Source organism: Acidovorax sp. Leaf160 (assembly GCF_001424265.1).
Lineage (GTDB): Bacteria > Pseudomonadota > Gammaproteobacteria > Burkholderiales > Burkholderiaceae_C > Paracidovorax.
Genome location: NZ_LMOV01000012.1, coordinates 217,849 through 239,433, shown reverse-complemented (window position 1 = coordinate 239,433; position 21,585 = coordinate 217,849). Strand labels below are relative to the sequence as shown.

Sequence of the window (21,585 nt, the reverse complement as noted above, 5' to 3'; positions counted from 1 at the left end):
CTGCGCCGGCTCAGGCGCGGTTGCGCGCGGGGCGCCGGGGCGCTCCGCCCGGCAGGCTGGGCGGCGGCATCAGCGTCAGCACGGTGCTGCTGACCTGCAGCAGGCTGACCTGATCGGCCAGGCCCCACTGGGCATCGTCGGCATCGTCGGCATTGGCAGCCACGGCGCTGGCGGGCGCGGAACGCACCGAAGCCTCCGTCGGCGATGCCAGAACCGCCGTGGATACGGTCGTCTCGGTGAGGATCGAGCCGCCCTGTCCCGGCCGGGTGACCTGCAGCACTTGCGCCACCGGGCTGAACGACCGACGGTGCTCCGGACATGCGCCGTGCTGGCGCAGCGCGGCCAGGTGCTCGGCCGTGCCATAGCCCTTGTGCGCGGCGAATCCGTACTGCGGGTACTGCGAATGCAGCTCGGCGCACCAGCGGTCGCGCGTGACCTTGGCCAGGATGGAAGCGGCCGAGATGGCCTGCACCAGCGCATCGCCCTTGACGATGGCATCGGCCGGCACGTCGAGCAACGGCAGGCGGTTGCCGTCCACCAGAACGCGCACCGGCCGCAGTCGCAGGCCCTGCACGGCGCGCCGCATGGCGAGCATCGTGGCCTGCAGGATGTTGATGTCGTCGATCTCGCCGACGCTGGCCTGCGCCACGCTGCAGCACAGCGCCTTGGCACGGATCTCGTCGTAGAGCTTTTCGCGGCGCAGGGCCGTCAGCGTCTTGGAGTCCGCCAGGCCCTTGATGGGTTGGCGCTCGTCCAGAATGACGGCTGCCGCCACCACGGGGCCCGCCAGCGGCCCCCGGCCGGCCTCGTCCACGCCGGCCACCAGGCCGGGCGGATGCCAGGCGAGCGAGCCCTGCTCAGGCAGCGATGATTTTCTGGATCGCATCGGCGGCAAGGCGCGGCGTGTCGCGCCGCAGGCTTTCATGCAGCGCCGTGAAGCGTGCATGCAGCGCGGTCAGCGCGGACGGGTTGTTGCGGGGGGCATCCAGCCACTGCAGCATAGCGTCGGCCAGCGCCCGGGGCGTGGCCTGGTCCTGCAGCAGTTCCGGCACGACGAAGTCCTGGCACAGGATGTTCGGCAGGCCCACCCAGGGCTGCAGCTGCTTGCGGCGCATCAACCGCCAGCTGATGGGGTGCATGTGGTAGCCGATGACCATGGGGCGCTTGAAGAGCGCAGCCTCCAGCGTGGCGGTGCCGCTGGCGATCAGCGTGCAGTCGCAGGCAGCCAGCGCCGTATGCGACTGACCGCGGATGATCTGGAGATGGGCCGGTGGCAGACCGCACTCGCGCGCGATCTGCTCGATGCGGTGCTGTAGCGCGGGGACGGCGGGCACGATGATCTTGAGCGCGGGGCGCGCTTGCAGCATCAGCGCCGCCGCCCGAAAGAACGGCTCGGTGATGTAGGCCACTTCGGCGGAGCGGCTGCCGGGCAGGATGGCGACCACCTCGTCGCCTGCCGCCAGTCCGAGCTGGGCGCGCGCGGCGGCGCGGTCGGGCTCCATGGGAATGACGTTGGCCAGCGGATGCCCCACATAGGTGGCGGCGATGCCGTGGCTGGCAAGCAGCGCGGGCTCGAAGGGGAAAATGCACAGGACGTGGTCGGCGCTGCGGCGGATCTTCTCCACCCGATCCGCCCGCCAGGCCCAGATCGAAGGGCAGACGAAATGCACGGTCTTCACACCTTCGGCGCGGAGGGCCGCCTCCAGTCCCAGGTTGAAATCCGGCGCATCTACGCCGATGAAGACGTCGGGCCGCTCACCGGGCCCCTGCAGGAGCCGCTGGCGCAGCTGCTTGCGGATCGACAGGATGCCGAGCAGCTTTTGCACCAGCTCCAGGCTGTAGCCATGCACGGCCAGCCGCTCGCTCGGCCACCACGCATCGAAACCGCGCCGCTCCATCTGCGGGCCGCCGATGCCCTGGGCGACCAGGCCCGGCCACTGCCTGCGCAGACCGTCGAGCAGCAGCCCGGCCAACAGATCGCCGGACGTCTCGCCGGCAACCATGGCTACGCGTGGCGTCTGCCCCATCGTGATCGCTTCCTGAATTTCAGCGCGCGATGCCGCGCCGCGACGCGGCGACGAAGTCGCGCAGCAGTGCGATGTCGGCAGCGGCTTCGGGATGCTCCGCAGGCAGATCCTGCAGGGCCGCCAGGGCAGCGTCCAGCGTCAGGCCCTGCCGGTAGAGCACACGGTGCGCCTGCTTGATGCCGGCGATGCGCGCGGCGGAAAAACCGCGGCGGCGCAGTCCTTCCACATTCAGCCCGCGCACGGCCAGCGGGTTGCCGTCCACCATCATGAAGGGCGGCACATCCTGCGACACGTGGCTGGCGAAGCCCGCCATGGCATGGGCGCCGACGTGGGTGAACTGGTGCACGCCCGTCAGCCCGCCGATGATGGCGTGGTCGCCCACATGGACATGGCCCGCCAGCGTGGCGTTGTTGGCGAGGATCGTCTGGTTGCCGACCACGCAGTCATGCGCGATGTGCACATAGGCCATCACCCAGTTGTCGTCGCCCAGTGTGGTCACGCCACGGTCCTGCGCGGTGCCGGTGTTGAACGTACAGAATTCCCGGATGGTGTTGCGGTCGCCGATGACCAGCTCGGTCGGCTCGCCCGCGTACTTCTTGTCTTGCGGGGCCGCGCCGAGCGAGGCGAACTGGAAGATCCGATTGTCCGCGCCGATGGTCGTGCGGCCCTCGATCACGCAGTGCGCGCCGATGGTGGTTCCTGGACCGATGCTCACCTGCGGCCCGATGACGGCGTAAGGCCCGATGGCGACGGACGCGTCGATACGCGCCGCGCTGTCGACCACCGCGGTGGGGTGAATGCTGGTGCTGCTGCTCACGTGCCGCCCTGCCCTCGTGGACCGCTCAGACCACGCTGCGCATGGTGCACATGATCTCGGCTTCGCAGGCCACGCTGTCGCCCACGCGTGCCACGCCCTTGAACTTGTAGATCCCGCCCTTGATGCGGTCGAGCTCGACATTCAGCATGAGCTGGTCGCCCGGCTCCACGGGCCGCTTGAAGCGCGCGCCGTCGATGCCGACGAAGTAGAACACCTTGTCGTCGCCGGGGGCCTCGCCCATCATGTCGAACGACAGCAGCCCGGCGGCCTGCGCCAGCGCTTCCAGGATGAGCACGCCGGGCATGACCGGACGGGCCGGGAAATGGCCCGTGAAAAAGGGTTCGTTGATGGTGACGTTCTTGAGTGCACGGATGCACTTGCCCCGTTCGAGCTCGACCACCCGGTCCACCAGCAGAAACGGATAACGGTGGGGCAGGAGCTTGAGAATTTGGTGAATGTCCATCATTGCTGGAGCGGCCTAGCCGTCCTTTTCAGTTTGTTTTTCAAGGGCCTTGATCCGCTCGCGCAGGCCGTGCAGGTTCCGGAGCGTCGCTGCGTTCTTTTCCCACTTCGCATTTTCGTCCATCGGGTAGACGCCGGTGTAATGCCCGGGGCGTTTCAGCGAATGCGTGACCACGGTGTTGGTCGACACATGCACGTTGTCGGCCAGCTCCAGATGACCCAGGATCGATGCCGCGCCACCAATGGTGCAATGCGCGCCGATGGTGCTGCTGCCGGCGACGCCAGAGCATCCCGCCATCGCGGTGTGTCGGCCGATCCGGACGTTGTGCGCGATCTGGATCAGGTTGTCCAGCTTGACGCCGTCTTCGATCACGGTGTCTTCGAGCGCGCCCCGGTCGATGCAGGTGTTGGCCCCGATCTCCACGTCGTCGCCGATCCGCACGGCGCCCAGCTGCTCGATCTTGACCCAGGTGCCGCGTTGCGGGGCGAACCCGAAGCCGTCGGCGCCGATAACCACCCCGGGATGCACCAGGCAGCGCTCCCCGATGCGGCAGCCCTCACCGAGGGTGACGCGCGACTTCAGCACGGTATGAGCGCCGATGTGGGCGCCCCGCTCCACCACGCAGAGCGGGCCGACCGTGGCCGTGGGATCGACGAACGCCTCGGCATCGACCACCGCCGAGGGGTGCACGCCACCGGCCGCCGAGGGCGCATACGCGCGCTTCCAGAGTTGCGTCACCCGGGCGAAGTACACGTAGGGATCGGGCGTGACGATGCACGCCCCGCGCGCCAGCGCGGCGTCCCGCAACGCGGGCGCCACAATGACACAGGCCGCCCGGGAGGCGGCCAGTTGGGGCTGGTATCGCGGGTTGTTCAGGAAGGCGAGGTCGCCAGGTCCTGCGGACTCGAGGGGTGCGATGCGGAGTATCTCCACCTCGCCATCACCACCCTCCAGAGTCCCACCCAGCGCATCGACGATCGCTCCGAGGCGCAAGCTCACGAACGACCCGTCACCACGCGCGACGGCTCAGGCTGCAGCAGCTCACTTGGCGGCCGTGCCATTCGCTGCATTCAGCGCCTTCAGCACCTTGTCGGTGATGTCGTGCTTGGGGTTGATGTAGACGGCTTCCTGCAGGATCACGTCGTACTTCTCGGCCTCTGCCACTTGCTTGACCACGCGGTTGGCGCGCTCGAGCACCTGGCTCAGCTCTTCGTTCTTGCGGGCGCCCAGGTCTTCCTGGAACTCGCGGCGCTTGCGCTGGAAATCGCGGTCCTGCTCCACCAGCTGGCGCTGGCGGGTGGTGCGCTGGCTTTCGGCCATGGTCGGCGCTTCGCGTTCGAATTTCTCCGTCGCGGTCTTCAGGGCGTTGCCTTGATCGACCAGGTCTTTTTCGCGGCGGGAGAATTCCTGCTCCAGCTTGGCCTGGGCCGCCTTGGCGGTATTGGCTTCACGGAAGATACGGTCGGTGTTCACGAACCCGGCCTTGAACTCCTGCGCCTGGGCAGGCACTGCAGCAGACAGCGTGCCGAGCAGGAGGACGAGAGGAATGTGGCGGGAAAAGGATTTCATTAGAAAGACGTTCCGATCTGGAATTGCAGTTTCTGGATTCTATCGCCGGCGAACTTGCGCACCGGTTGCGCGAAGGCGATGCGCAGCGGGCCGAGTGGGGAAATCCAGCTCAGGCCCAGCCCGGCCGAAGCGCGCAGCTCGCTCAGTTCCACCCTGTCGTTCTCGCCATAGACGTTGCCGGCGTCCAGGAAGGTGAAGACCCGCAGGGTGCGGTCATTGCCGGCGCCTGGGAACGGCGCGATGAATTCGGCATTCAGCGTGATCTTCCTCGCACCGCCCAGCGACGCACCGGTCACGTCGCGCGGACCCAGCGTTCCCTGGTCGAAACCACGCACCGAACCGAGGCCGCCGGAGTAGTAGTTCTTGAACACGGGGAACGGACGCCCGTTCAGGCCCGTGCCCAAGGCCAGCTCACCATTGAATGCCATCGTGAACTGCTTGTTGAGCGGGACGTACTGCTGGATCTGATAGTTGCCGCGCACGTAGCGGGCGTCGCCAGCCACGGACCACTCCGAATTCAGGCGCTGGTAACGGCCCGAGTTGGGCGCCAGCGCGCTGTCGCGGTCGTCGCGCGACCAGCCCAGCGTCAGCGGCACCGAGAAGCTCGTCGCGCCATAGGTGTCGGCGTAAGCGAGGTAAGCCGCAGGGATGTTGGTGCCGGCCTTGATCTTCGTCTGCTCGACGCCGCCGCCGAAGAACACGGTATCGGTCTCGCTGAACGGCACACCGAAGCGCACGCTGGTGCCCGCGGTGACCAGCTCGTAGTTGCCGCCCTGCTCCTGGTAAGGCTTGCTGGTGCGGTAGTACAGATCGAGCGTGCGCGAAATGCCGTCCTGGGTGAAATACGGGTCCGTGGTGCTGAACACCAGCGTGCGGTTGTACTTGCTGGTGTTGACGTCCACGCCCAGGTAGTTGCCCGAACCGAAGACGTTTTCCTGCTTGATGCTGAAGGACAGCGAGACCTTTTCGGCGCTGGAGAAGCCGGCGCCCAGCTGCAGCGAGCCGGTGGGCTTTTCCGCCACGTTGATGACCAGATCCACCTGATCGGGAGAGCCGGGCACCTCCTGCGTCTCGACGTTCACTTCGGTGAAATAGCCCAGGCGGTCCACGCGATCGCGCGACAGCTTGATCTTGTCGCCGTCGTACCAGGAGGCTTCGTACTGGCGGAATTCGCGGCGGATCACTTCGTCCCGCGTGCGGTTGTTGCCGCTCACGTTGATGCGGCGCACATACGCCCGGCGCGAGGGCTCGGCCTTCAGCACCACGGCCACACGGTTGTTCTCACGATCGATTTCGGGCACCGCCTCGACACGCGCGAACGCGAAACCGAAATTGCCGAAGTGGTCCGTGAATGCCTTGGTGGTTTCCGCCACCTTGTCCGCGTTGTACGGCTCGCCCGGGCGGATGGTGATCAGCGACTTGAACTCGTCGTCGCGGTCGAGGAAGTTGCCTTCGATCTTCACGCCCGACACCACGTAGCTCTGGCCTTCCGTCACGTTGACGGTGATGGTGATGTCCTGCTTGTCGGGCGAGATGGCGACCTGGGTGGAGTCGATCTTGAATTCGAGGTAGCCGCGCGACAGGTAGTAGGACCGCAGCGTCTCCAGGTCGGCATTGAGCTTGGCGCGCGAATAGCGGTCCGACTTGGTGTACCAGCTGAGCCAGCCGCCCGTGTCCTGGTCGAACAGGCCCTTGAGCGTCGATTCGCTGAATGCCTTGGCACCGACGATGCGGATGTCCTTGATCTTGGCGGGCTCCCCTTCGGTGACCGTGAAGGTGAGGTTGACGCGGTTGCGCTCGATGGGCGTCACCGTCGTCACGACCTCGGCTCCGTACAGGCTCTTGCTGATGTACTGGCGCTTGAGTTCCTGCTCGGCGCGGTCGGCCAGCGCCTTGTCGTAGGGACGGCCTTCCGTGAGGCCCACGTCGCGCATGGCCTTCTTCAGCGTGTCCTTGTCGAATTCCTTCGTGCCGGCAAAGTCGACGTCGGCGATGGTGGGACGTTCCTCGACCACCACGACCAGCACGTTGCCGGACGCCTCGAGCCGCACGTCCTTGAACAGACCGAGCGCAAACAGCGCGCGGATCGCGGCCGAACCCTTCTCGTCGTTGTAGTCATCACCCACGCGCAGCGGCAGCGAAGCGAAGATGGTGCCGGGCTCGACGCGCTGCAGTCCTTCGACACGGATGTCCTGCACCCGGAAGGGTTCCAGCGCCCACGCGGCGTTGACCGACAGGACCATGGCGGCCGCGGCCACCGCTCTGCGCACGTCCATGCGATTGATGTGTTTTTTCATGAAGTGAAGCTGTAGCCGCTGCGAGCTTGCAGGCGCGGCGTGAAGTTAGCCAAACAGGCGGGTGACATCGTTGAAAAGGGCAATGGACATCATCAGAAGCAGCACCGCAACACCCCCGCGTTGCAAGCGCTCCATCCAGGCTTCCGACACGCCCTTGCCCGTCACGCCCTCCCAAAGATAATACATCAGGTGCCCCCCATCGAGGACGGGCAGCGGCAGCAGGTTGAGCACGCCCAGACTCACGCTGATGAGGGCCAGGAAAGCCAGGTATTGCGTGAGTCCCATGCTCGCGGAGCGGCCCGCGTAATCAGCGATGGTGAGCGGCCCGCTCAGGTTCTTGATCGACGCTTCGCCGATCACCATGCGGCCCATCATCTTGAGCGTGAGCAGGGAGACGTCCCAGGTGCGCACCACGCCGCTCCAGAGACCTTCCAGCGGACCGTGGCGCACGGTCACGAACTCTGGCGGCGTGCCGACGTAGGCGCCGATGCGCCCCACCGTCGTGCCTGCATCCTGGTGCGCATCGGGCGTGACCTGCAACGACAGCGTGCGGCCGCCGCGCTCGACGAGCCAGGTCTGCGCGAGCGGCTGCGAACCGCGCACCGACGACCGGATGACGTCCCGCAGCTGCTGGCCATCGACCACCACGGTGGCGCCCACCTGGCGCACCAGGTCGCCCTGCCGCAGCCCGGCGCGCTGCGCCGCACCGCCGGCCATCACCTCGCCGATGACCGGGCGCGTCCAGGGGCCGAGGATGCCGATCTTGCGAAAGAGCTGCGCGTCGGCCTCGCGGGTTTCGATCTGCGAGAGCTCCAGCAGCACTTGGCGCCGGCCGGAACCCGCTGCGGGCTGCACTTCCAGCCGCACGTTGTCACCGTCCAGCGCGCCCCGGGTCAGCAGCCAGCGCAGGTCTTCGAAGGATCGCACCGGCTCGGCCTCTTCGCCGTCCAGGGCGGCCGAGAGCACCAGTTCCCCGCCCTGCAGGCCGGCGCGCTGGGCGATGGAGCCCGCCACGGGGCTGCCGAGATAGGCTTTCGGTTCCTCGACGCCCGACCAGTTCACGGCCGCATACAGCGCGATGGCCAGCAGCAGGTTGGCCGCAGGTCCTGCGGCCACGATGGCTGCGCGGGAACGCAGCGGCTGCGTGTTGAACGCCAAATGGCGCTCCTGCGCGTCGACCGGCGCCTCGCGCTCGTCGAGCATGCGCACATAGCCACCCAAAGGAATGGCACCGATCACGAATTCCGTGGGCGAGCCCTTGGGCTGCCAGCGCAGCAGCGGCTTGCCGAAACCCACCGAAAACCGCAGCACCTTGACCCCGCAGGCCACGGCGACGCGGTAATGGCCGTATTCATGCACCGCGATCAGCAAGCCCAGCGCGACGACGAAAGCAACCACGGTCAAGAGCATGTGAATTTCCCAGCGAAGATCGGATTCAGACGGACGCCTGCAGCCGGTCCGCGATGCGGTCGGCCGCTGCCCGGGCCTCGGCGTCCAGCGCCAGCAGGGCTTCGAGCGAATCCGGCTTGGAGGGCGACAGCGCCTCCAAAGTTGCAAGGTTCAGCTGGTGAATCTGGTCGAAGCGGATCCGGCGCTCCAGGAAAGCCGCGACCGCGACTTCGTTGGCGGCGTTCAGCACGGCGGTGGTGCCGGGTGCTGCACGCAGCGCCTGCCAGGAGAGATGCAGCCCGGGGAAACGCTTCGCATCCGCCTCTTCGAACGTAAGGCCCGCCAGTGCAGCGAAGTCGAGCCGGGCCGCGCCGCTCTCGATGCGCTCGGGCCATGCCAGCCCGCAGGCGATCGGCACGCGCATGTCGGGGGTGCCCAGCTGCGCAATGATGGAAGCATCGACGAACTGGACCATCGAATGGATGATCTGCTGCGGGTGGATGACGACCTTGATCTGATCGGGGGTGAGGTCGAACAGCCAGCGCGCTTCGATCACTTCCAGCGCCTTGTTCATCATCGTCGCCGAATCGACCGAGATCTTGCGGCCCATGGAGAAATTCGGGTGCGCGCAGGCCTGCTCGGGCGTCACCTCGCGCAGCGTGGCCGGGTCCCGCTGCCGGAACGGACCGCCCGACGCCGTCAGGATCACATGGTCGATGCGGCGAGCCCAGGTGGAGGCATCTTCGGGCAGGCTCTGGAAGATCGCCGAGTGCTCGCTGTCGATGGGCAGCAAGGTGGCCCCGCCCGTTTTCACCGCCGCCATGAAGACATCGGCCCCCACCACCAGGGCTTCCTTGTTGGCCAGCAGCAGGCGCTTGCCGGCATGCGCGGCAGCCAGACAGGGCGCCAGCCCGGCAGCGCCGACGATGGCCGCCATGACCAGATCGACATCCGGATGAGACGCTATCGATTCAATAGCATCAGGTCCTTGCAGTACCTGCGTAGACAGGCCATTTGCCTTGATTTTTTCTGCCAGCGCCTGCGCATGCGGCGCACTCGCCATCACGGCGAAGCGCGGCTGGAACCGGGCGCACTGTGCCAGCATCTGGTCGACCTGCGTCGCGGCGCTCAGCGCGAAGATTTCGTAGCGGTCGGGGTGGCGGCTGACCACGTCGAGCGTGCTGGTACCGATCGATCCGGTCGATCCCAAGACGGTGAGGCGTTGTTTCATGCAGAGGCGAAGGAGGAGAGCATCATGGCCAGGGGCAGCGTGGGCAGCAGCGCGTCGATGCGGTCGAGCACGCCGCCGTGGCCGGGCAGCAGCGCGCTGCTGTCCTTCACGCCGGCGCTGCGCTTGATGAGCGACTCGACCAGATCGCCCACCACGCTCATCGCCGCCATGAACACGGCGCCGATCAGCACCAGCCACCAGCCGGACGCGGCCAGGCGGCTGTAGAAGCTGGGCACGGCCGCTTGAAAGTAGTGATCCGCCGCAACCCAGGCGCACGCCAGCGCAACCACGCCCGCCATGCCACCCCACACGCCCTCCCAGCTCTTGCCGGGGCTGATGGACGGAGCCAGCTTGCCGCTGGTGAAACGCAGACCGAACGCACGCCCGGCGAAGTAGGCAAAGATGTCGGCCACCCACACCAGCACCAGGATCGACATCAGGAAATTGATGCCCATCATGCGGGCCTGCACCACGGCCACCCAGGCCATCCAGAGCGCGAGAATGCCGCCCACGAGCCGCACGGCGCGCGGCACGCGGGGCCAGCCCGCCACCCCGGCGCGCAGCAGCCAGGCACCGCCCAGCACCCAGGCAGCGCCGCCCACGGCCCACACCCAGGGCAGGTGCCTGTTCAGGCCACCGAGAGCCCAGGTCAGCCCGCACAGCGCGACACACACGCCGCCCACGGCCACCGCAGCGGCGCCTTGCACACCATTCAGGCGCGCCCACTCCCACGCACCTGCCGCCATGAGCACGAGCACGACAGCGGTGAAAGGAACCGGTGACGGGTAGAACAACGCCGGCAGCAGGATGGCCAGCAGGACCAGGGCAGTGATGACACGCTGTTTGAGCATGGAGCGCCCTTCGAATGAGAGGTGGAACGAGGGATCAGGCGTGCAATGGGTCCGTTTGCGGCGCCGCCGCATTCAGAACCTGCGCGGACGTGCGACCGAACCGCCGCTCGCGCCGGGCGAACGAGGCGATGGCCTCGTCCAGCGCCGCTTCGTCGAAGTCCGGCCAGAGGCGGTCGCTGAAGAACAGCTCGGAGTAGGCGGCCTGCCAGAGCAGGAAATTGCTGATGCGCATCTCGCCGCCGGTGCGGATGACGAGGTCGGGGTCGGGCACGTGGGCCAGCCCCATGGTGGTGTGCAGGCTGGCTTCGGTGATGGGCTCGCCGCGCGCGGCCAGGGTTGCGGCGGCCTGGGCGATGTCCCAGCGGCCACCGTAGTTGAAGCACACATTCAGCACCAGGCGGTGGTTGTGTGCGGTGGCCCGCTCCGCCTCGCAAAGGCCCATGCGCACCTTCTCGGACAGGCTTTCCTTGTCGCCCACGAAGTGCAGCCGCACGCCATCTTTGAGCAGGTGCGGCACTTCCCGCGACAAGGCCCGCGCGATCAGATCGAGCAGGCCCGAGACCTCGTCGGCCGGCCGGTTCCAGTTCTCCGAGGAGAACGCGAAGACCGTCAGCACCGACACGCCGCGGTCGGCGCAGGCGCGCGCGCAGCGCCGCAGCGATTCCACGCCCTGGCGATGGCCGGCCAGGCGCGGCAGGAAGCGGCGCGTGGCCCAGCGGCCGTTGCCGTCCATCACGATCGCGATGTGCGCGGGAATGCCGGGGGGCGTTGCGGACATGGAAGGAGCACCCATGACAGGAAGGCAGGAGGGACGGCCGGACGCGCGAGGCGTCAGACCGCCATGATGTCCTGTTCCTTGGCACTCACCAACGCGTCGATGGTGGCGATGTGCTTGTCCGTCAGCTTCTGCACGTCGGCTTCGGCACGCTTCTGGTCGTCCTCGGAGGCCAGCTTGTCCTTGACCAGCTTCTTGACGCCCTCGTTGGCATCACGGCGCAGATTGCGCACGGCGACCTTGGCGCCCTCGCCTTCGTTGCGCACGAGCTTGGTCATTTCCTTGCGGCGCTCTTCGCTCATGGGCGGCAGCGGGACACGGATCAGGTCGCCCATGGACGCGGGATTCAGGCCCAGGTCGCTCTCGCGGATGGCCTTCTCGATCTTGGCGCCCATGCCCTTTTCCCAGGGCTGCACGCTGATGGTGCGGGAATCGATGAGCGAAACGTTGGCCACCTGCGACAGCGGCACGGCCGAGCCGTAGTACTCGACCATCACCGAGTCCAGCAGCGCCGGGTTGGCACGGCCGGTGCGGATCTTGCCCAGGTTGTTGTTCAGTGCCGCGATGGATTGGTCCATCTTGGTTTCGACGTTCTTCTTGATGTCGGCAATCGTCATATCGTTCTCCTCTGCAAAGGGCCGCGCTCGCAGCGCCGGCCAGCCGTCAAGCGTACACCAGCGTGCCTTCGTCCTCGCCCATCACCACGCGCTTGAGGGCGCCATGCTTGATGATGGAGAACACACGGATCGGCAGCTTCTGGTCGCGGCACAGCGCGAACGCAGTGGCGTCCAGAATGCCCAGGTTGCGGGACATGGCCTCGTCGAACGTGAGCTGGGTATAGCGTGTCGCGGCCGGATCCTTCTTGGGATCGGCGGTGTACACACCGTCCACCTTGGTGGCCTTGAGCACCACCTCTGCGCCGATCTCGGCACCGCGCAGCGCAGCGGCCGTGTCGGTCGTGAAGAAGGGGTTGCCGGTGCCAGCCGCGAAGACCACCACCTTGCCCTCTTCCAGGTATTGCAGCGCCTTGGGCCGCACGTAGGGCTCGACCACCTGTTCGATGGCGATGGCGGACATCACGCGGGCCGTGAGGCCCTGCTTGTCCATGGCGTCGGCCAGCGCCAGCGCGTTCATCACGGTGGCAAGCATGCCCATGTAGTCGGCCGTGGCACGGTCCATGCCGACCGAGCCGCCGGCCACGCCGCGGAAGATGTTCCCGCCCCCGATGACCACCGCCACCTGCACACCCATCCGGGTGACTTCGGCGATCTCCTCCACCATGCGAACGATGGTGGCGCGATTGATGCCGAACGCGTCGTCCCCCATGAGCGCCTCGCCAGACAACTTGAGCAAAATGCGCTTGTGGGCTGGGGCGGCGACGGTCATGAGCGGTTCTCCGTGAGGCAATGCGGTGTTCTGTAGGGGGCGGAAAAAGGGGCCGAGGTCAGGCGGCCGACTTGGCAGCCGCGACCTGTGCAGCCACTTCAGCCGCGAAGTCGTCGACCTTCTTCTCGATGCCTTCGCCGACCACGTACAGGGTGAAGCCCTTGACGGTGGTGTTGGCGGCCTTGAGCATCTGGCCCACGGTCTGCTTGCCGTCGGCAGCTTTCACGAAGACCTGGTCGAACAGCGAGACTTCCTTCAGGTACTTCTGCACGCCGCCTTCGATGCGCTTATTCACGATCTCGTCGGACTGCACAGGCTTGCCTTCGGCCTGGGCCTTGGCCTTGTCTTCCGCGGCCTTGGCAGCGGCGACCGAGCGTTCCTTTTCGATCAGGTCGGCAGGCACGTCGGCGCTGGTCAGGGCGACGGGCTTCATGGCGGCGATGTGCATGGCCACGTCCTTGGCAGCGACTTCGTCGCCTTCGAACTCGACCACCACGCCGATGCGCGTGCCGTGCAGGTAGGAAGCCAGCTTGTTGGAGCCGGAGAAATGCTTGAAGCGGCGGAACGACATGTTCTCGCCGATCTTGCCGATCAGGCCCTTGCGGACTTCTTCCAGCGTGGGGCCGAAGCTTTCCTGGCTGTAAGGCAGCGCGCCCAGGGCGGCGACGTCGGCGGGATTGTGCTTGGCGACCAGCTCGGCGGCAGCCTTGGCCAGAGCGATGAAGCTGTCGTTCTTGGAGACGAAATCGGTTTCGCTGTTCACTTCGATCAGGCCACCGGTGGTGCCGTCGATGTAGCTGGCAACCACGCCTTCAGCGGTGATGCGCGATGCGGCCTTGCCAGCCTTGGTGCCCAGCTTGACGCGCAGCAGCTCTTCCGCCTTGGCCAGATCGCCGTCGGCTTCGGTCAGAGCCTTCTTGCATTCCATCATGGGCGCGTCGGTCTTGGCGCGCAGTTCAGCCACCATGCTTGCGGTAATTGCAGCCATCGGTTTTCTCCAATCTCAGTTCGGTTCGTTACAGAATAAAAGGCTAAAAAAAAGGGGGCTCACTCAGGGGCCCCGCTTTGATTCGCGACGCATCGCGTGGCCCGGAACTCAGGCAGCGGTTTCTTCCACTTCCACGAATTCGTCAGAGCCTTCCTTCGACACGGCCTTGGCCACGTCGTTCACGGCATCGTTGCGACCTTCGATGATCGCGTCGGCGATGCCACGGGCGTACAGCGCCACGGCCTTGGCCGAGTCGTCGTTACCGGGGATCACGTAGTCGATGCCTTCGGGCGAGTGGTTCGAGTCCACCACACCGATCAGTGGAATGCCCAGCTTCTTGGCTTCGGCGACGGCGATCTTGTGGAAGCCGACGTCGATGATGAAGATGGCGTCGGGCAGAGCGTTCATGTCCTGGATGCCGCCGATATCGCGCTCGAGCTTGGCGATTTCACGGCTGAACGTCAGCTGTTCCTTCTTGCTCAGACTGTCCAGGCCGGCTTCCTGCTGCGCCTTCATGTCCTTCAGACGCTTGATCGAGGTCTTGACGGTCTTGAAGTTGGTCAACATGCCGCCCAGCCAGCGCTGGTCGACGAAAGGCACGCCGGCGCGTTGCGCTTCGGTGGCCAGGATCTCACGGGCTTGACGCTTCGTGCCGACCATCAGGATGGTGCCGCGGTTGGCAGCCAGCTGCTTGGCGAACTTCTGTGCTTCCTGGAACAGCGGGAGCGACTTTTCCAGGTTGATGATGTGGATCTTGTTGCGATGGCCGAAGATGTACGGGGCCATCTTGGGGTTCCAGAAGCGGGTTTGGTGACCGAAGTGGACACCGGCTTCCAGCATTTCGCGCATGGTGACGGACATGAGATTCTCCAAAAGGTTGGGTCTTAAATCCAGCCCCGACTTCACGCCGGGCGCCGCGAAAGCGGCAAGGCGCGACACCTTGGAGGGGCTGGTTTGCGATTGGTCTTGCCACACGCCGCGAGGCCATCACAGCCCGCAGTCATCGGCAAAACCATGGGATTCTAGCACAGCAGCGTCTGCGCTGGCCGCCGCCGCGCCGGCCGGGGCCGCACATACCACTCCCAAAACAATAGCTGCACGCGCCCATGCATCGGGCGCTTCAGGCCGGATAATCCCCATCCATGCAGATCGCCATCGTCGGAGCCGGCATTGTCGGCGCCGCCACCGCCCATGAACTCGCCATCGACGGCCACGACGTCACCGTTTTCGAGCAGCGCAGCGCCGCAGCCGAGGAAGCCAGCTTCGCGAACGCGGGCCTGCTGTCGCCTGCGCTGCTGATTCCCTGGGCCGCGCCCGGGCTGGGCGGCGGCCTGCGGCGCCAGCTGTGGGGCGCCCAGGCCACGCTGCGCCTGGGCGGCGCCGGGCGGGCGGACCTGGCGTGGCTCTGGCAGTGGCGCCGCGCCGCGCGTGCGCCGAACGCGCCAGCCACGCTGGCTGCACTGGCACGGCTGGGCGAGTACAGCCTGGCGCGCACCCGCCAGACGGCCGCGGAGATGGGCATGGAGGCGGAGACCAGCCGCGGCACCCTGCTGCTCTTGCGCACATCCCAGGAACAGGAACAGCTCGAGCCCGCGCTCCGGGCGCTGCGGGATGCCGGTGTGGTGGTCAACGCAGTCGATGCCGACATGGCCCGCCTGATCGAGCCCGGCCTCAGCCCCGAGGTGCCGCTGGCCGGCGCCCTGCACACACCGGACGGCGAATCGGGTAACTGCCGGCTGTTCGCCCAGATGCTGCGCTATGCGGCGCAGGAGCGCGGCGCCCGCTTCGTCTTCCAGTCGCGGGTGCAGGCCATCGGCTCGGCGCCCACCAGCCTGCGCATCGCGGGCAACGCCGCCGGTCAGCCGCGCCGCTTCGATGCCGTCGTGCTGTGCGCGGGCACGTCCACTGCCAGCCTGCTGCGTCCGCTGGGTTGCACACTGCCCGTCAGGGCGTTGCACGGCTATTCGATCAGCGCGCCGCTGCGCGATGAATGCCACGCGCCGCAGGGCGCCGTCATCGACCCGCACCACCGCGTGACGATCACCCGGCAAGGGCAGCGGGTGCGCGTGGCCGGGGGCGCGGAGCTCGGCCGGGGCGACGGGGCGCATCACGAGCCCACGCTGCAAAAGCTCTATCACACACTGTCCGGCTGGTTCCCGGGCGGCGCGCAACTGTCGTCCACACAGGTACAGGTCTGGCGCGGCGCGCGGCCGACCCTGCCCGATGGCGGCCCGGTATTGGGCGCGAGCGGCATGCCGGGCGTCTGGGTGAACGCAGGGCATGGAGCGGCGGGCTGGGCGCAGGCCTGCGGCAGCGCCCGCATCGTCGCCGATCTGCTGATGCACCGCGAACCCGCAGTGGACGTGCAGGCGCTGGCGATGCGGCGCTTCTGACGCCGGCCCCACCGGAGGTCCCCGGGTGCGCGGCAGTCGCTGGTCGCTGAACAGGGCCTGCCGGTGCCCGCCACAATGGGCGCATGCTGCTGCGCATCACCCCCCAACACCCTTACCCCCTACATAACTCGGCCGCCACGCGGCGGCTGGAAACCTCAGCGGCGCAACGGCTTGCGCCCCACACCCTGATGCAGCGCGCCGGGCTCGCCGTCGCCCGGCTGGCGCAGGCCGTGGCGCCGCACGCGCGCACCGTCTGGCTGGCCTGCGGCGCTGGCAACAACGGCGGTGACGGCCTGGAGGCCGCGATGCACCTGCGGCGGGCGGGCTGCCAGGTAGCGGTCACCTGGCTGGGCACACCGGAGACTTCGCGACCGGATGCGCTGGCGGCGTGGCAGCGCGCCCGCGAAGCCGGAGTGGTATTCGCCCACGGCCCGCCTGACGTTCTCGGTCCTGACGATCTCTGCATCGACGCCCTGCTGGGCATCGGCCTCTCGGGCGAAGGCCGCGACCGCGCTCCGTCGCAAGCCTTGCAAGGGCTGCTCAACCACCTGCATTCCACCAGCGCGCCCGTGCTGTGCGTAGACCTGCCCTCAGGCCTGCGGGCCGACACCGGCCAGTTCGCACCCGGCCTGGAGCCGCCGCACGGCCCGCCCCGCTCCGCCCGGCACACGCTGGCCCTGCTGACGCTCAAGCCCGGCCTTTTCACCGGCGTCGGCCGCGATGTGGCGGGTGACGTGTGGTGGGACGACCTGGGCGTTGACCTTGCCGGTGAGCCGCCCTGCGCAGGTCTGGCAGCACCGCCAGCAGGTGCGCCTCGCGCCCACGCCAGTCACAAGGGCAGCTTCGGCGACGTGGCCATCGTCGGCGGCGAGGGCCTGCTGGCGCGCGGGCTCGGCATGACCGGCGCCGCACTGATGGCCGCATCGGCCGCGCTGCACGGCGGCGCCGGGCGGGTGATGCTCGCCTTGCTGGACGGCGGCGCGCTGCAGGTGGATGCGATGCAACCCGAATGCATGCTCCGGCGCTTCGAGGCGCTGTCGCTGGACAGCCTCACCGTGGTGTGCGGCTGCGGCGGTGGCGAGGCGGTGCGCGAGGTACTGCCTGCCGTGCTGCAGCAGTCGCGCCGCCTGGTGCTGGATGCGGACGCGCTCAATGCCATCGCCCAGGACCCGTCACTGCAGCTGCGGCTCGCCCAGCGGGCGGGCCGCCTGGGCAGCGGCGCCACGGTGCTGACGCCGCACCCGCTGGAGGCCGCGCGGCTGTTGGCGAGCGACACCCGCACGGTGCAAGGCGATCGCCTGCAGGCCGGTCATCGATTGGCCGCGCGGTACCAGTGCGCCGTGGTGCTCAAGGGCTCGGGCACGGTGGTGGCTGCCCCGGGCCAGCTCGCTCGCATCAATCCCACAGGCAATGGCTTGCTGGCCACGGGCGGAACGGGCGATGTGCTGGCCGGGTTGCTGGGCGCATTGCTGGCGGCGCAGCCGGAAGGCGCGGATGCTGCCGGCTTCCATGCCGCGCAAGCGGCGTGCTGGATTCACGGCGCGACCGCCGACCGGTGGCCTGTCGGCCGCCCTCTGACTGCCTCTTCGTTGGCCAGGGCGCTTCATCAGCCCTGCCGGGGCGCGACGTGGAAGCAACCTCAACCCATCGGCCGCCATCAGATTCCAAAAAGCAGCAACCAAAGGTAAATTCTCTTGCCGCACGCGGCGCCATGACTTTGTCTGACATTTGGCTGGGGTAGGTGCGTTTCTAATTCAACCAACGCCCACCCACCCCTTCACCCTTAGCTTCAAGTCAGGACACCGCCATGAAACGCATCCCATCCGGACTCCGCGATTTCACTGCATTCACCGTCACGGTGTTGCTGGCTGTGGCCGCCACGGCCATGACGCTGGTGCCCGATGAAGCGGTGCAGGCAGCGGATTCGCTGGTCACCTTGCCCGATCAGCTGGACAACATCTTCCCGGTCGATCCGCTGCTCTGAGCGTGGCGGGCGGGCTGGAAGACGCATTCCCAATCCGATCCGGTAGCTGCCCTGTACTGCACTCTGCGGTGAAGTTCACGCCCAGCGGCCACAGGCCACAGGCCGCAGCACCGCTCCACCTCCGTCTGGCGCGGGCCACTATCAGTCTCGCGTATTTTCATCAGCCGGCCGACTCCGGCTCTTCCCCCGTCTCCCCTTACCCTCGCACCCGCCTCACAGGCCGGGCGCGCCTTTGAGCTCGATGAGATCGATGCGGCGTTGCAGCGCCGCCGCTTCCTGCGCGTTGCCGGCAGCTTGCGCCTGGTTTCGCTGCAAACCCAGCCAGGCGAGCAGTGGCCGGCGCCAGCCGCGGTCCGATGCAGTCTTCACCGCCAGGGCGATTGCGTCGGCCCTGGCAGAGCCACCCGCCACCACGACGGAAGCCGCAACCAGCCGCGACAGCGGATCCTCGATCCCCGCCAAGGCGCTTGCGCCACCCACCGCCGCCTTGCGCTGCGCGGGTGGTAGCAGCGCGCTGTCCCCCGGCGTGAAACGGCCGGTCAGATAGTCGGCGTAGGCCCGCTCACCCGGCTCTGCATCGGCCCGCAGGGCCTCGAAAGCGGAGCACGGCTGCCAGTCCAGCGCTGCATGCTGCGCGGCGCACCGCATCAACTCCAGCCGGGCCAGCAGGTCCGGCCGCCCGGTGCGGGCGATCTCGGCCCGCGCGCGGGTCCACTCCAGTTCCGCGATCCGCGTGTCGCCGGACAGGTAGGCTTCCGTGGCCTTGGTGGCGGATGCATGGGCGTTCATTTCCCAGTCGGGCGCTGCAGGCCGGGTACCGCAGCCGGCCAGCGGCACCAGCACGAGCAGTGCCAGTGTCGGTGCGATGCGCAGCGGCGCCGCCTTGGTGCGGCAGAACGGGGGGCGGGGCGTCTGGGTCATGGCAGCTTCAACTCCGTGTCGCGCGCAAAGGGCCATTTGCGCTGGATGTCATTGACCAGCCCCTCCACCTTGCGCAGATTGGCCTCGACCTCGGCGCGCAGCGTTCCCAGGTCGTTGGTCGCTTCGCGCGTGTTGGCGCCGATGGCTTGCGCCTCGGCCAGCACGGCATCCACCTTCATCAGGCTCTGCCGCGTGTCGGCCAGCAGGCCGTTCAGCTGCACCACCGTGGCGCGCGCCTCGGGCACCAGCCCCGGGTCGCCGGCAGCGCCGAACACCTGCCGGTCGGCCTTGGCGGCCATGCCGTCGATGCGGGCGAGCAACTGGTTGGTGCGGTCGAGTGTGCGGGTGATCTTCTTCGCATCGTCGGCGTTGCCCATCAGCACGCCGAGCGCGCCGCCCGGGGCATTGAGTCGCTCGGTCAAGCTGCGCACGTTGGCCACCGTGCCGCTCAGGGCGGCGCCTTCGGCAGTGATGGCGTTCAGGTTGCCCAGCAGTTCGCGGGCAGAGGCCATCAGCTGCGGGATCTCGGCCGTGGCGTCGCCGCGCAGCACGGGCCGCTCGGCCCCGTCCGCCATGGGCGGGTCGGTCAGAATGCCGCTATACGCCTTGATGGTGGTGCCGCCGACGATGCCGCGCACCAGCGTGAAGACGCTGGATTCGCGCAGCCAGTGGGCATCGCGCCGGGCCACGTCGATGAGGATGCGCACGTCGCCATCGGGCGCCAGCTCGATCGCGCGCACGCGGCCGATCGGGAACCCCGAAAACGTCATGTCCATGCCGACCACCACACCCTCGGAGTCGTCGGCGGTGAGCACCAGCCGCTGCGTGGGCTCGAAGACCCCGCGCGCATAGAGCAGATAGAGTCCGGCGCCGATCACCAGCGCCAGCGTGAGGATCAGCAGCGCGGCCGCCTTGCGCTCCAGGTGCGCGACGGGTCGCAGCAGCAGGTCATCGGAAGGCGGCGGCAGGGGCGGAGGCGGAGGCGGTACGGCGCGAGGATCTTGATCGTGGGGTGTCATCGCAAGCAAGGGATAAGGGGAAAGGTCCGCGGCCGGGTGCCACTTATTCAGTAGTAGTTGCCCACCAGCGATGCGATCTCGATCAGCAGCAGCACGGCGAACATGCGGGCCAGGCCGCCGAGTTCGGAATCGGGTTGCAAGGCAGTGCGCGCCTGTCTGGTCTCATACAGCCCTGCGGCCATCGGAATCAAGGCCACCGCCAGGCTGAAGAACAGTGTCTTCAACACGAACACCAGGGTGATCTGCGGTGTGAAGACCTGGCCGAACATGCGGGTGTAGCCGGACAGCTCGGAGGTGTTGAAGCCGTACACGCCCAGATAGGCCGTCACCAGCGCCACCACGCACGACAGCGCCGCCAGGGTGATGCTGGCGTACATGCCGGCCACCACGCGCGGCAGCACTTCCAGCCGTACCGGGTCGCCGCCGTGCGCGGCCAGCGCCGCCAGCCGTCCGGACTGGCGCATCAGCGCCAGCTGCGTGCCGTTCGGAATCGTGGCCCGCATGGCGACGAAGAGCGCGGCGGTGAGCGGTATCAGCTCCAGGACCAGCACGCGAATCACCATCTCGAGGGCGTAGCGCGACAGCCCGTAGCTCAGCGCCGTGACCACCACGATGCGCGTGATGACCAGGCTGATGAGCGCCGCCAGCACGGTGAAGCCCAGCAGGATGGGCGCCGTGCCCAGGTACACCTGCCGCGCCAGCCGCCAGCGCGCGCTGCGTCCCCAGCTGGACGGCGACAGCATCAGCACCAGCACCACGGCCCCCAGGTAGACGATGCGCCACCAGGCCAGCGCCCGCCGCCGAACGCCCTGGCCGATGCGCTCGGTCAGCGTCAGGGCAAGCTGCGGGGTGGGAAGCATCGGGCGATCATAGGGGAATCGTTGGCGGATTCCGGTCAAGATTGCCACCAGCGCTCGTCGATACTGGGTGGATAGCTACAATTTTAATAGCATCACCCTGTGTGGTTCTCAGACGTGCCGCCGACTGGCGGGCCCAGGGGCCGGTGCGGGCTGCGCGTCCGCCCGCTCGTGCAGCGCCTCGATCACCCGGCAATGCACGCCTTCGCCGGTGCAGCGGCCGCGCAGGGACAGCAGCTCGGCCTCCAGCACGCGCAACTCCTCCAGCCGGGTGCGCACGTGCGACAAGTGCTCGTCGAGCGTGGCGCAGGCGGCATGGTCGGCCTCCGGACTGCGCACGTCCAGCGCAAGCAGCGTGCGCACTTCGTCCAGCGACATGTCCATGGCCCGACAGAGGCGGATGAAGCGCAGCCGGTGCACCTCGTCGTCGGTGTACAGGCGGTACTGGTTCTCGCCCCGGGCGGGCGCGGGCAGCAGGCCCTCCTTGTCGTAGTAGCGGATGTTCGCCGCCGTCACCCCCGACAGGCGGGCGGCGTCTCCGATACGGTGGTGGGGGCTTGGGGCGGACATCGCTTGACCTTCGAGTGGCTTCAAGGTTTTCAATCATGCCATCGCCCG

Annotated in this window: 21 protein-coding genes and 1 pseudogene; 3 read left to right on the top strand and 19 right to left on the bottom strand. The window is 67.7% G+C overall.

Annotated features, from left to right (window positions below; translation table 11 throughout):
• Nucleotides 1–148: 148 nt before the first annotated feature.
• The 15 genes and pseudogenes from rnhB to rpsB all read right to left on the bottom strand — a co-directional run.
• Nucleotides 149–886 (bottom strand): annotated as a pseudogene (rnhB, locus tag ASF94_RS07705) (ribonuclease HII); the annotation flags it as partial.
• Nucleotides 858–2,027 carry a lipid-A-disaccharide synthase gene (gene lpxB, locus ASF94_RS07700; protein WP_056663919.1) on the bottom strand — a complete coding sequence of 390 codons (1,170 nt, stop codon included), beginning with the start codon at nucleotides 2,025–2,027 and terminating at the stop codon, nucleotides 858–860. The pseudogene rnhB and the gene lpxB, both read right to left, overlap by 29 nt.
• Nucleotides 2,028–2,046: 19 nt before the next feature.
• A complete protein-coding gene (gene lpxA / locus ASF94_RS07695) occupies nucleotides 2,047–2,844 on the bottom strand; it encodes an acyl-ACP--UDP-N-acetylglucosamine O-acyltransferase (protein WP_056663916.1) in 798 nt (265 codons plus the stop codon).
• Between the two features lie 25 nt (nucleotides 2,845–2,869).
• Complete coding sequence (fabZ, locus tag ASF94_RS07690) at nucleotides 2,870–3,310, bottom strand: 3-hydroxyacyl-ACP dehydratase FabZ (protein ID WP_056663912.1); 441 nt, start codon at nucleotides 3,308–3,310, stop codon at nucleotides 2,870–2,872.
• A 12-nt stretch (nucleotides 3,311–3,322) separates the two neighbouring features.
• The gene (gene lpxD, locus ASF94_RS07685) at nucleotides 3,323–4,306 is read right to left on the bottom strand and encodes a UDP-3-O-(3-hydroxymyristoyl)glucosamine N-acyltransferase (RefSeq protein WP_056663909.1); all 984 of its coding nucleotides are present in this window, start codon (nucleotides 4,304–4,306) and stop codon (nucleotides 3,323–3,325) included.
• A gap of 42 nt (nucleotides 4,307–4,348) precedes the next feature.
• Nucleotides 4,349–4,876, bottom strand: coding sequence for an OmpH family outer membrane protein (locus ASF94_RS07680; protein WP_056663905.1), 528 nt, complete (start codon nucleotides 4,874–4,876; stop codon nucleotides 4,349–4,351).
• On the bottom strand, nucleotides 4,876–7,173 hold the full coding sequence (gene bamA / locus ASF94_RS07675; protein ID WP_056663903.1) for an outer membrane protein assembly factor BamA: 2,298 nt from the start codon (nucleotides 7,171–7,173) through the stop codon (nucleotides 4,876–4,878). The genes ASF94_RS07680 and bamA overlap by 1 nt, the downstream gene beginning before the upstream one ends.
• 45 nt (nucleotides 7,174–7,218) lie before the next feature.
• Entirely contained in the window at nucleotides 7,219–8,583 is a 1,365-nt protein-coding gene (gene rseP, locus ASF94_RS07670) for an RIP metalloprotease RseP (RefSeq protein ID WP_056663900.1), read from the bottom strand.
• Between the two features lie 25 nt (nucleotides 8,584–8,608).
• Nucleotides 8,609–9,793, bottom strand: a complete 1,185-nt coding sequence (ispC, locus tag ASF94_RS07665) for a 1-deoxy-D-xylulose-5-phosphate reductoisomerase (RefSeq protein ID WP_056663898.1) — start codon at nucleotides 9,791–9,793, stop codon at nucleotides 8,609–8,611.
• A complete protein-coding gene (locus tag ASF94_RS07660) occupies nucleotides 9,790–10,644 on the bottom strand; it encodes a phosphatidate cytidylyltransferase (protein WP_056663896.1) in 855 nt (284 codons plus the stop codon). The genes ispC and ASF94_RS07660 overlap by 4 nt, the downstream gene beginning before the upstream one ends.
• A 34-nt stretch (nucleotides 10,645–10,678) precedes the next feature.
• The gene (uppS, locus tag ASF94_RS07655; protein WP_056663893.1) at nucleotides 10,679–11,422 is read right to left on the bottom strand and encodes a polyprenyl diphosphate synthase; all 744 of its coding nucleotides are present in this window, start codon (nucleotides 11,420–11,422) and stop codon (nucleotides 10,679–10,681) included.
• Nucleotides 11,423–11,475: 53 nt separating this feature from the next.
• Nucleotides 11,476–12,036 carry a ribosome recycling factor gene (frr, locus tag ASF94_RS07650; protein ID WP_056663891.1) on the bottom strand — a complete coding sequence of 187 codons (561 nt, stop codon included), beginning with the start codon at nucleotides 12,034–12,036 and terminating at the stop codon, nucleotides 11,476–11,478.
• Between the two features lie 46 nt (nucleotides 12,037–12,082).
• Nucleotides 12,083–12,805, bottom strand: a complete 723-nt coding sequence (pyrH, locus tag ASF94_RS07645) for a UMP kinase (protein ID WP_056663887.1) — start codon at nucleotides 12,803–12,805, stop codon at nucleotides 12,083–12,085.
• 58 nt (nucleotides 12,806–12,863) lie between these two features.
• Complete coding sequence (gene tsf / locus ASF94_RS07640) at nucleotides 12,864–13,793, bottom strand: translation elongation factor Ts (RefSeq protein ID WP_056663884.1); 930 nt, start codon at nucleotides 13,791–13,793, stop codon at nucleotides 12,864–12,866.
• A 108-nt stretch (nucleotides 13,794–13,901) separates the two neighbouring features.
• The gene (rpsB, locus tag ASF94_RS07635) at nucleotides 13,902–14,654 is read right to left on the bottom strand and encodes a 30S ribosomal protein S2 (RefSeq protein WP_056663881.1); all 753 of its coding nucleotides are present in this window, start codon (nucleotides 14,652–14,654) and stop codon (nucleotides 13,902–13,904) included.
• Nucleotides 14,655–14,935: 281 nt separating this feature from the next.
• On the opposite strand from rpsB, the gene ASF94_RS07630 reads away from it, so the two are divergent.
• The 3 genes from ASF94_RS07630 (at nucleotide 14,936) to ASF94_RS21555 (ending at nucleotide 18,170) form a co-directional block, all read left to right on the top strand.
• Nucleotides 14,936–16,186, top strand: a complete 1,251-nt coding sequence (locus ASF94_RS07630; RefSeq protein ID WP_056663875.1) for an FAD-dependent oxidoreductase — start codon at nucleotides 14,936–14,938, stop codon at nucleotides 16,184–16,186.
• Between the two features lie 83 nt (nucleotides 16,187–16,269).
• The gene (locus ASF94_RS07625) at nucleotides 16,270–17,874 is read left to right on the top strand and encodes an NAD(P)H-hydrate dehydratase (protein WP_082493056.1); all 1,605 of its coding nucleotides are present in this window, start codon (nucleotides 16,270–16,272) and stop codon (nucleotides 17,872–17,874) included.
• A gap of 119 nt (nucleotides 17,875–17,993) precedes the next feature.
• Nucleotides 17,994–18,170 (top strand): hypothetical protein, encoded by a 177-nt coding sequence (locus ASF94_RS21555; protein ID WP_200933035.1) that lies wholly within the window; start codon nucleotides 17,994–17,996, stop codon nucleotides 18,168–18,170.
• A gap of 213 nt (nucleotides 18,171–18,383) precedes the next feature.
• On the opposite strand, the gene ASF94_RS07620 is transcribed toward ASF94_RS21555, so the two are convergent.
• The 4 genes from ASF94_RS07620 to ASF94_RS07605 all read right to left on the bottom strand — a co-directional run bounded on the left by ASF94_RS07620 (nucleotide 18,384) and on the right by ASF94_RS07605 (nucleotide 21,537).
• Nucleotides 18,384–19,091, bottom strand: a complete 708-nt coding sequence (locus tag ASF94_RS07620; RefSeq protein WP_056663873.1) for a hypothetical protein — start codon at nucleotides 19,089–19,091, stop codon at nucleotides 18,384–18,386.
• Nucleotides 19,088–20,110, bottom strand: a complete 1,023-nt coding sequence (locus ASF94_RS07615) for an MlaD family protein (RefSeq protein WP_056663870.1) — start codon at nucleotides 20,108–20,110, stop codon at nucleotides 19,088–19,090. The genes ASF94_RS07620 and ASF94_RS07615 overlap by 4 nt, the downstream gene beginning before the upstream one ends.
• 47 nt (nucleotides 20,111–20,157) lie before the next feature.
• Nucleotides 20,158–20,970 (bottom strand): ABC transporter permease, encoded by an 813-nt coding sequence (locus ASF94_RS07610; RefSeq protein WP_056663867.1) that lies wholly within the window; start codon nucleotides 20,968–20,970, stop codon nucleotides 20,158–20,160.
• 108 nt (nucleotides 20,971–21,078) lie between these two features.
• The gene (locus ASF94_RS07605; RefSeq protein WP_056663864.1) at nucleotides 21,079–21,537 is read right to left on the bottom strand and encodes a MerR family transcriptional regulator; all 459 of its coding nucleotides are present in this window, start codon (nucleotides 21,535–21,537) and stop codon (nucleotides 21,079–21,081) included.
• Between the last annotated feature and the right edge of the window lie 48 nt (nucleotides 21,538–21,585).

Bases quoted from the DNA above. Each gene is read 5' to 3' on its own strand.
- uppS (WP_056663893.1), bottom strand. From the start codon at position 11,422: ATGTCCGCAACGCCCCCCGGCATTCCCGCGCACATCGCGATCGTGATG.
- frr (WP_056663891.1), bottom strand. From the start codon at position 12,036: ATGACGATTGCCGACATCAAGAAGAACGTCGAAACCAAGATGGACCAA.
- ASF94_RS07620 (WP_056663873.1), bottom strand. From the start codon at position 19,091: ATGACCCAGACGCCCCGCCCCCCGTTCTGCCGCACCAAGGCGGCGCCG.
- ASF94_RS07605 (WP_056663864.1), bottom strand. From the start codon at position 21,537: ATGTCCGCCCCAAGCCCCCACCACCGTATCGGAGACGCCGCCCGCCTG.
- ASF94_RS07630 (WP_056663875.1), top strand. From the start codon at position 14,936: ATGCAGATCGCCATCGTCGGAGCCGGCATTGTCGGCGCCGCCACCGCC.
- ASF94_RS21555 (WP_200933035.1), top strand. From the start codon at position 17,994: ATGAAACGCATCCCATCCGGACTCCGCGATTTCACTGCATTCACCGTC.
- ASF94_RS07660 (WP_056663896.1), bottom strand. From the start codon at position 10,644: ATGCTCAAACAGCGTGTCATCACTGCCCTGGTCCTGCTGGCCATCCTG.
- ASF94_RS07680 (WP_056663905.1), bottom strand. From the start codon at position 4,876: ATGAAATCCTTTTCCCGCCACATTCCTCTCGTCCTCCTGCTCGGCACG.
- ispC (WP_056663898.1), bottom strand. From the start codon at position 9,793: ATGAAACAACGCCTCACCGTCTTGGGATCGACCGGATCGATCGGTACC.
- rpsB (WP_056663881.1), bottom strand. From the start codon at position 14,654: ATGTCCGTCACCATGCGCGAAATGCTGGAAGCCGGTGTCCACTTCGGT.
- ASF94_RS07610 (WP_056663867.1), bottom strand. From the start codon at position 20,970: ATGCTTCCCACCCCGCAGCTTGCCCTGACGCTGACCGAGCGCATCGGC.
- fabZ (WP_056663912.1), bottom strand. From the start codon at position 3,310: ATGATGGACATTCACCAAATTCTCAAGCTCCTGCCCCACCGTTATCCG.
- rseP (WP_056663900.1), bottom strand. From the start codon at position 8,583: ATGCTCTTGACCGTGGTTGCTTTCGTCGTCGCGCTGGGCTTGCTGATC.
- bamA (WP_056663903.1), bottom strand. From the start codon at position 7,173: ATGAAAAAACACATCAATCGCATGGACGTGCGCAGAGCGGTGGCCGCG.
- ASF94_RS07615 (WP_056663870.1), bottom strand. From the start codon at position 20,110: ATGACACCCCACGATCAAGATCCTCGCGCCGTACCGCCTCCGCCTCCG.
- ASF94_RS07625 (WP_082493056.1), top strand. From the start codon at position 16,270: ATGCTGCTGCGCATCACCCCCCAACACCCTTACCCCCTACATAACTCG.
- tsf (WP_056663884.1), bottom strand. From the start codon at position 13,793: ATGGCTGCAATTACCGCAAGCATGGTGGCTGAACTGCGCGCCAAGACC.
- lpxB (WP_056663919.1), bottom strand. From the start codon at position 2,027: ATGGGGCAGACGCCACGCGTAGCCATGGTTGCCGGCGAGACGTCCGGC.
- pyrH (WP_056663887.1), bottom strand. From the start codon at position 12,805: ATGACCGTCGCCGCCCCAGCCCACAAGCGCATTTTGCTCAAGTTGTCT.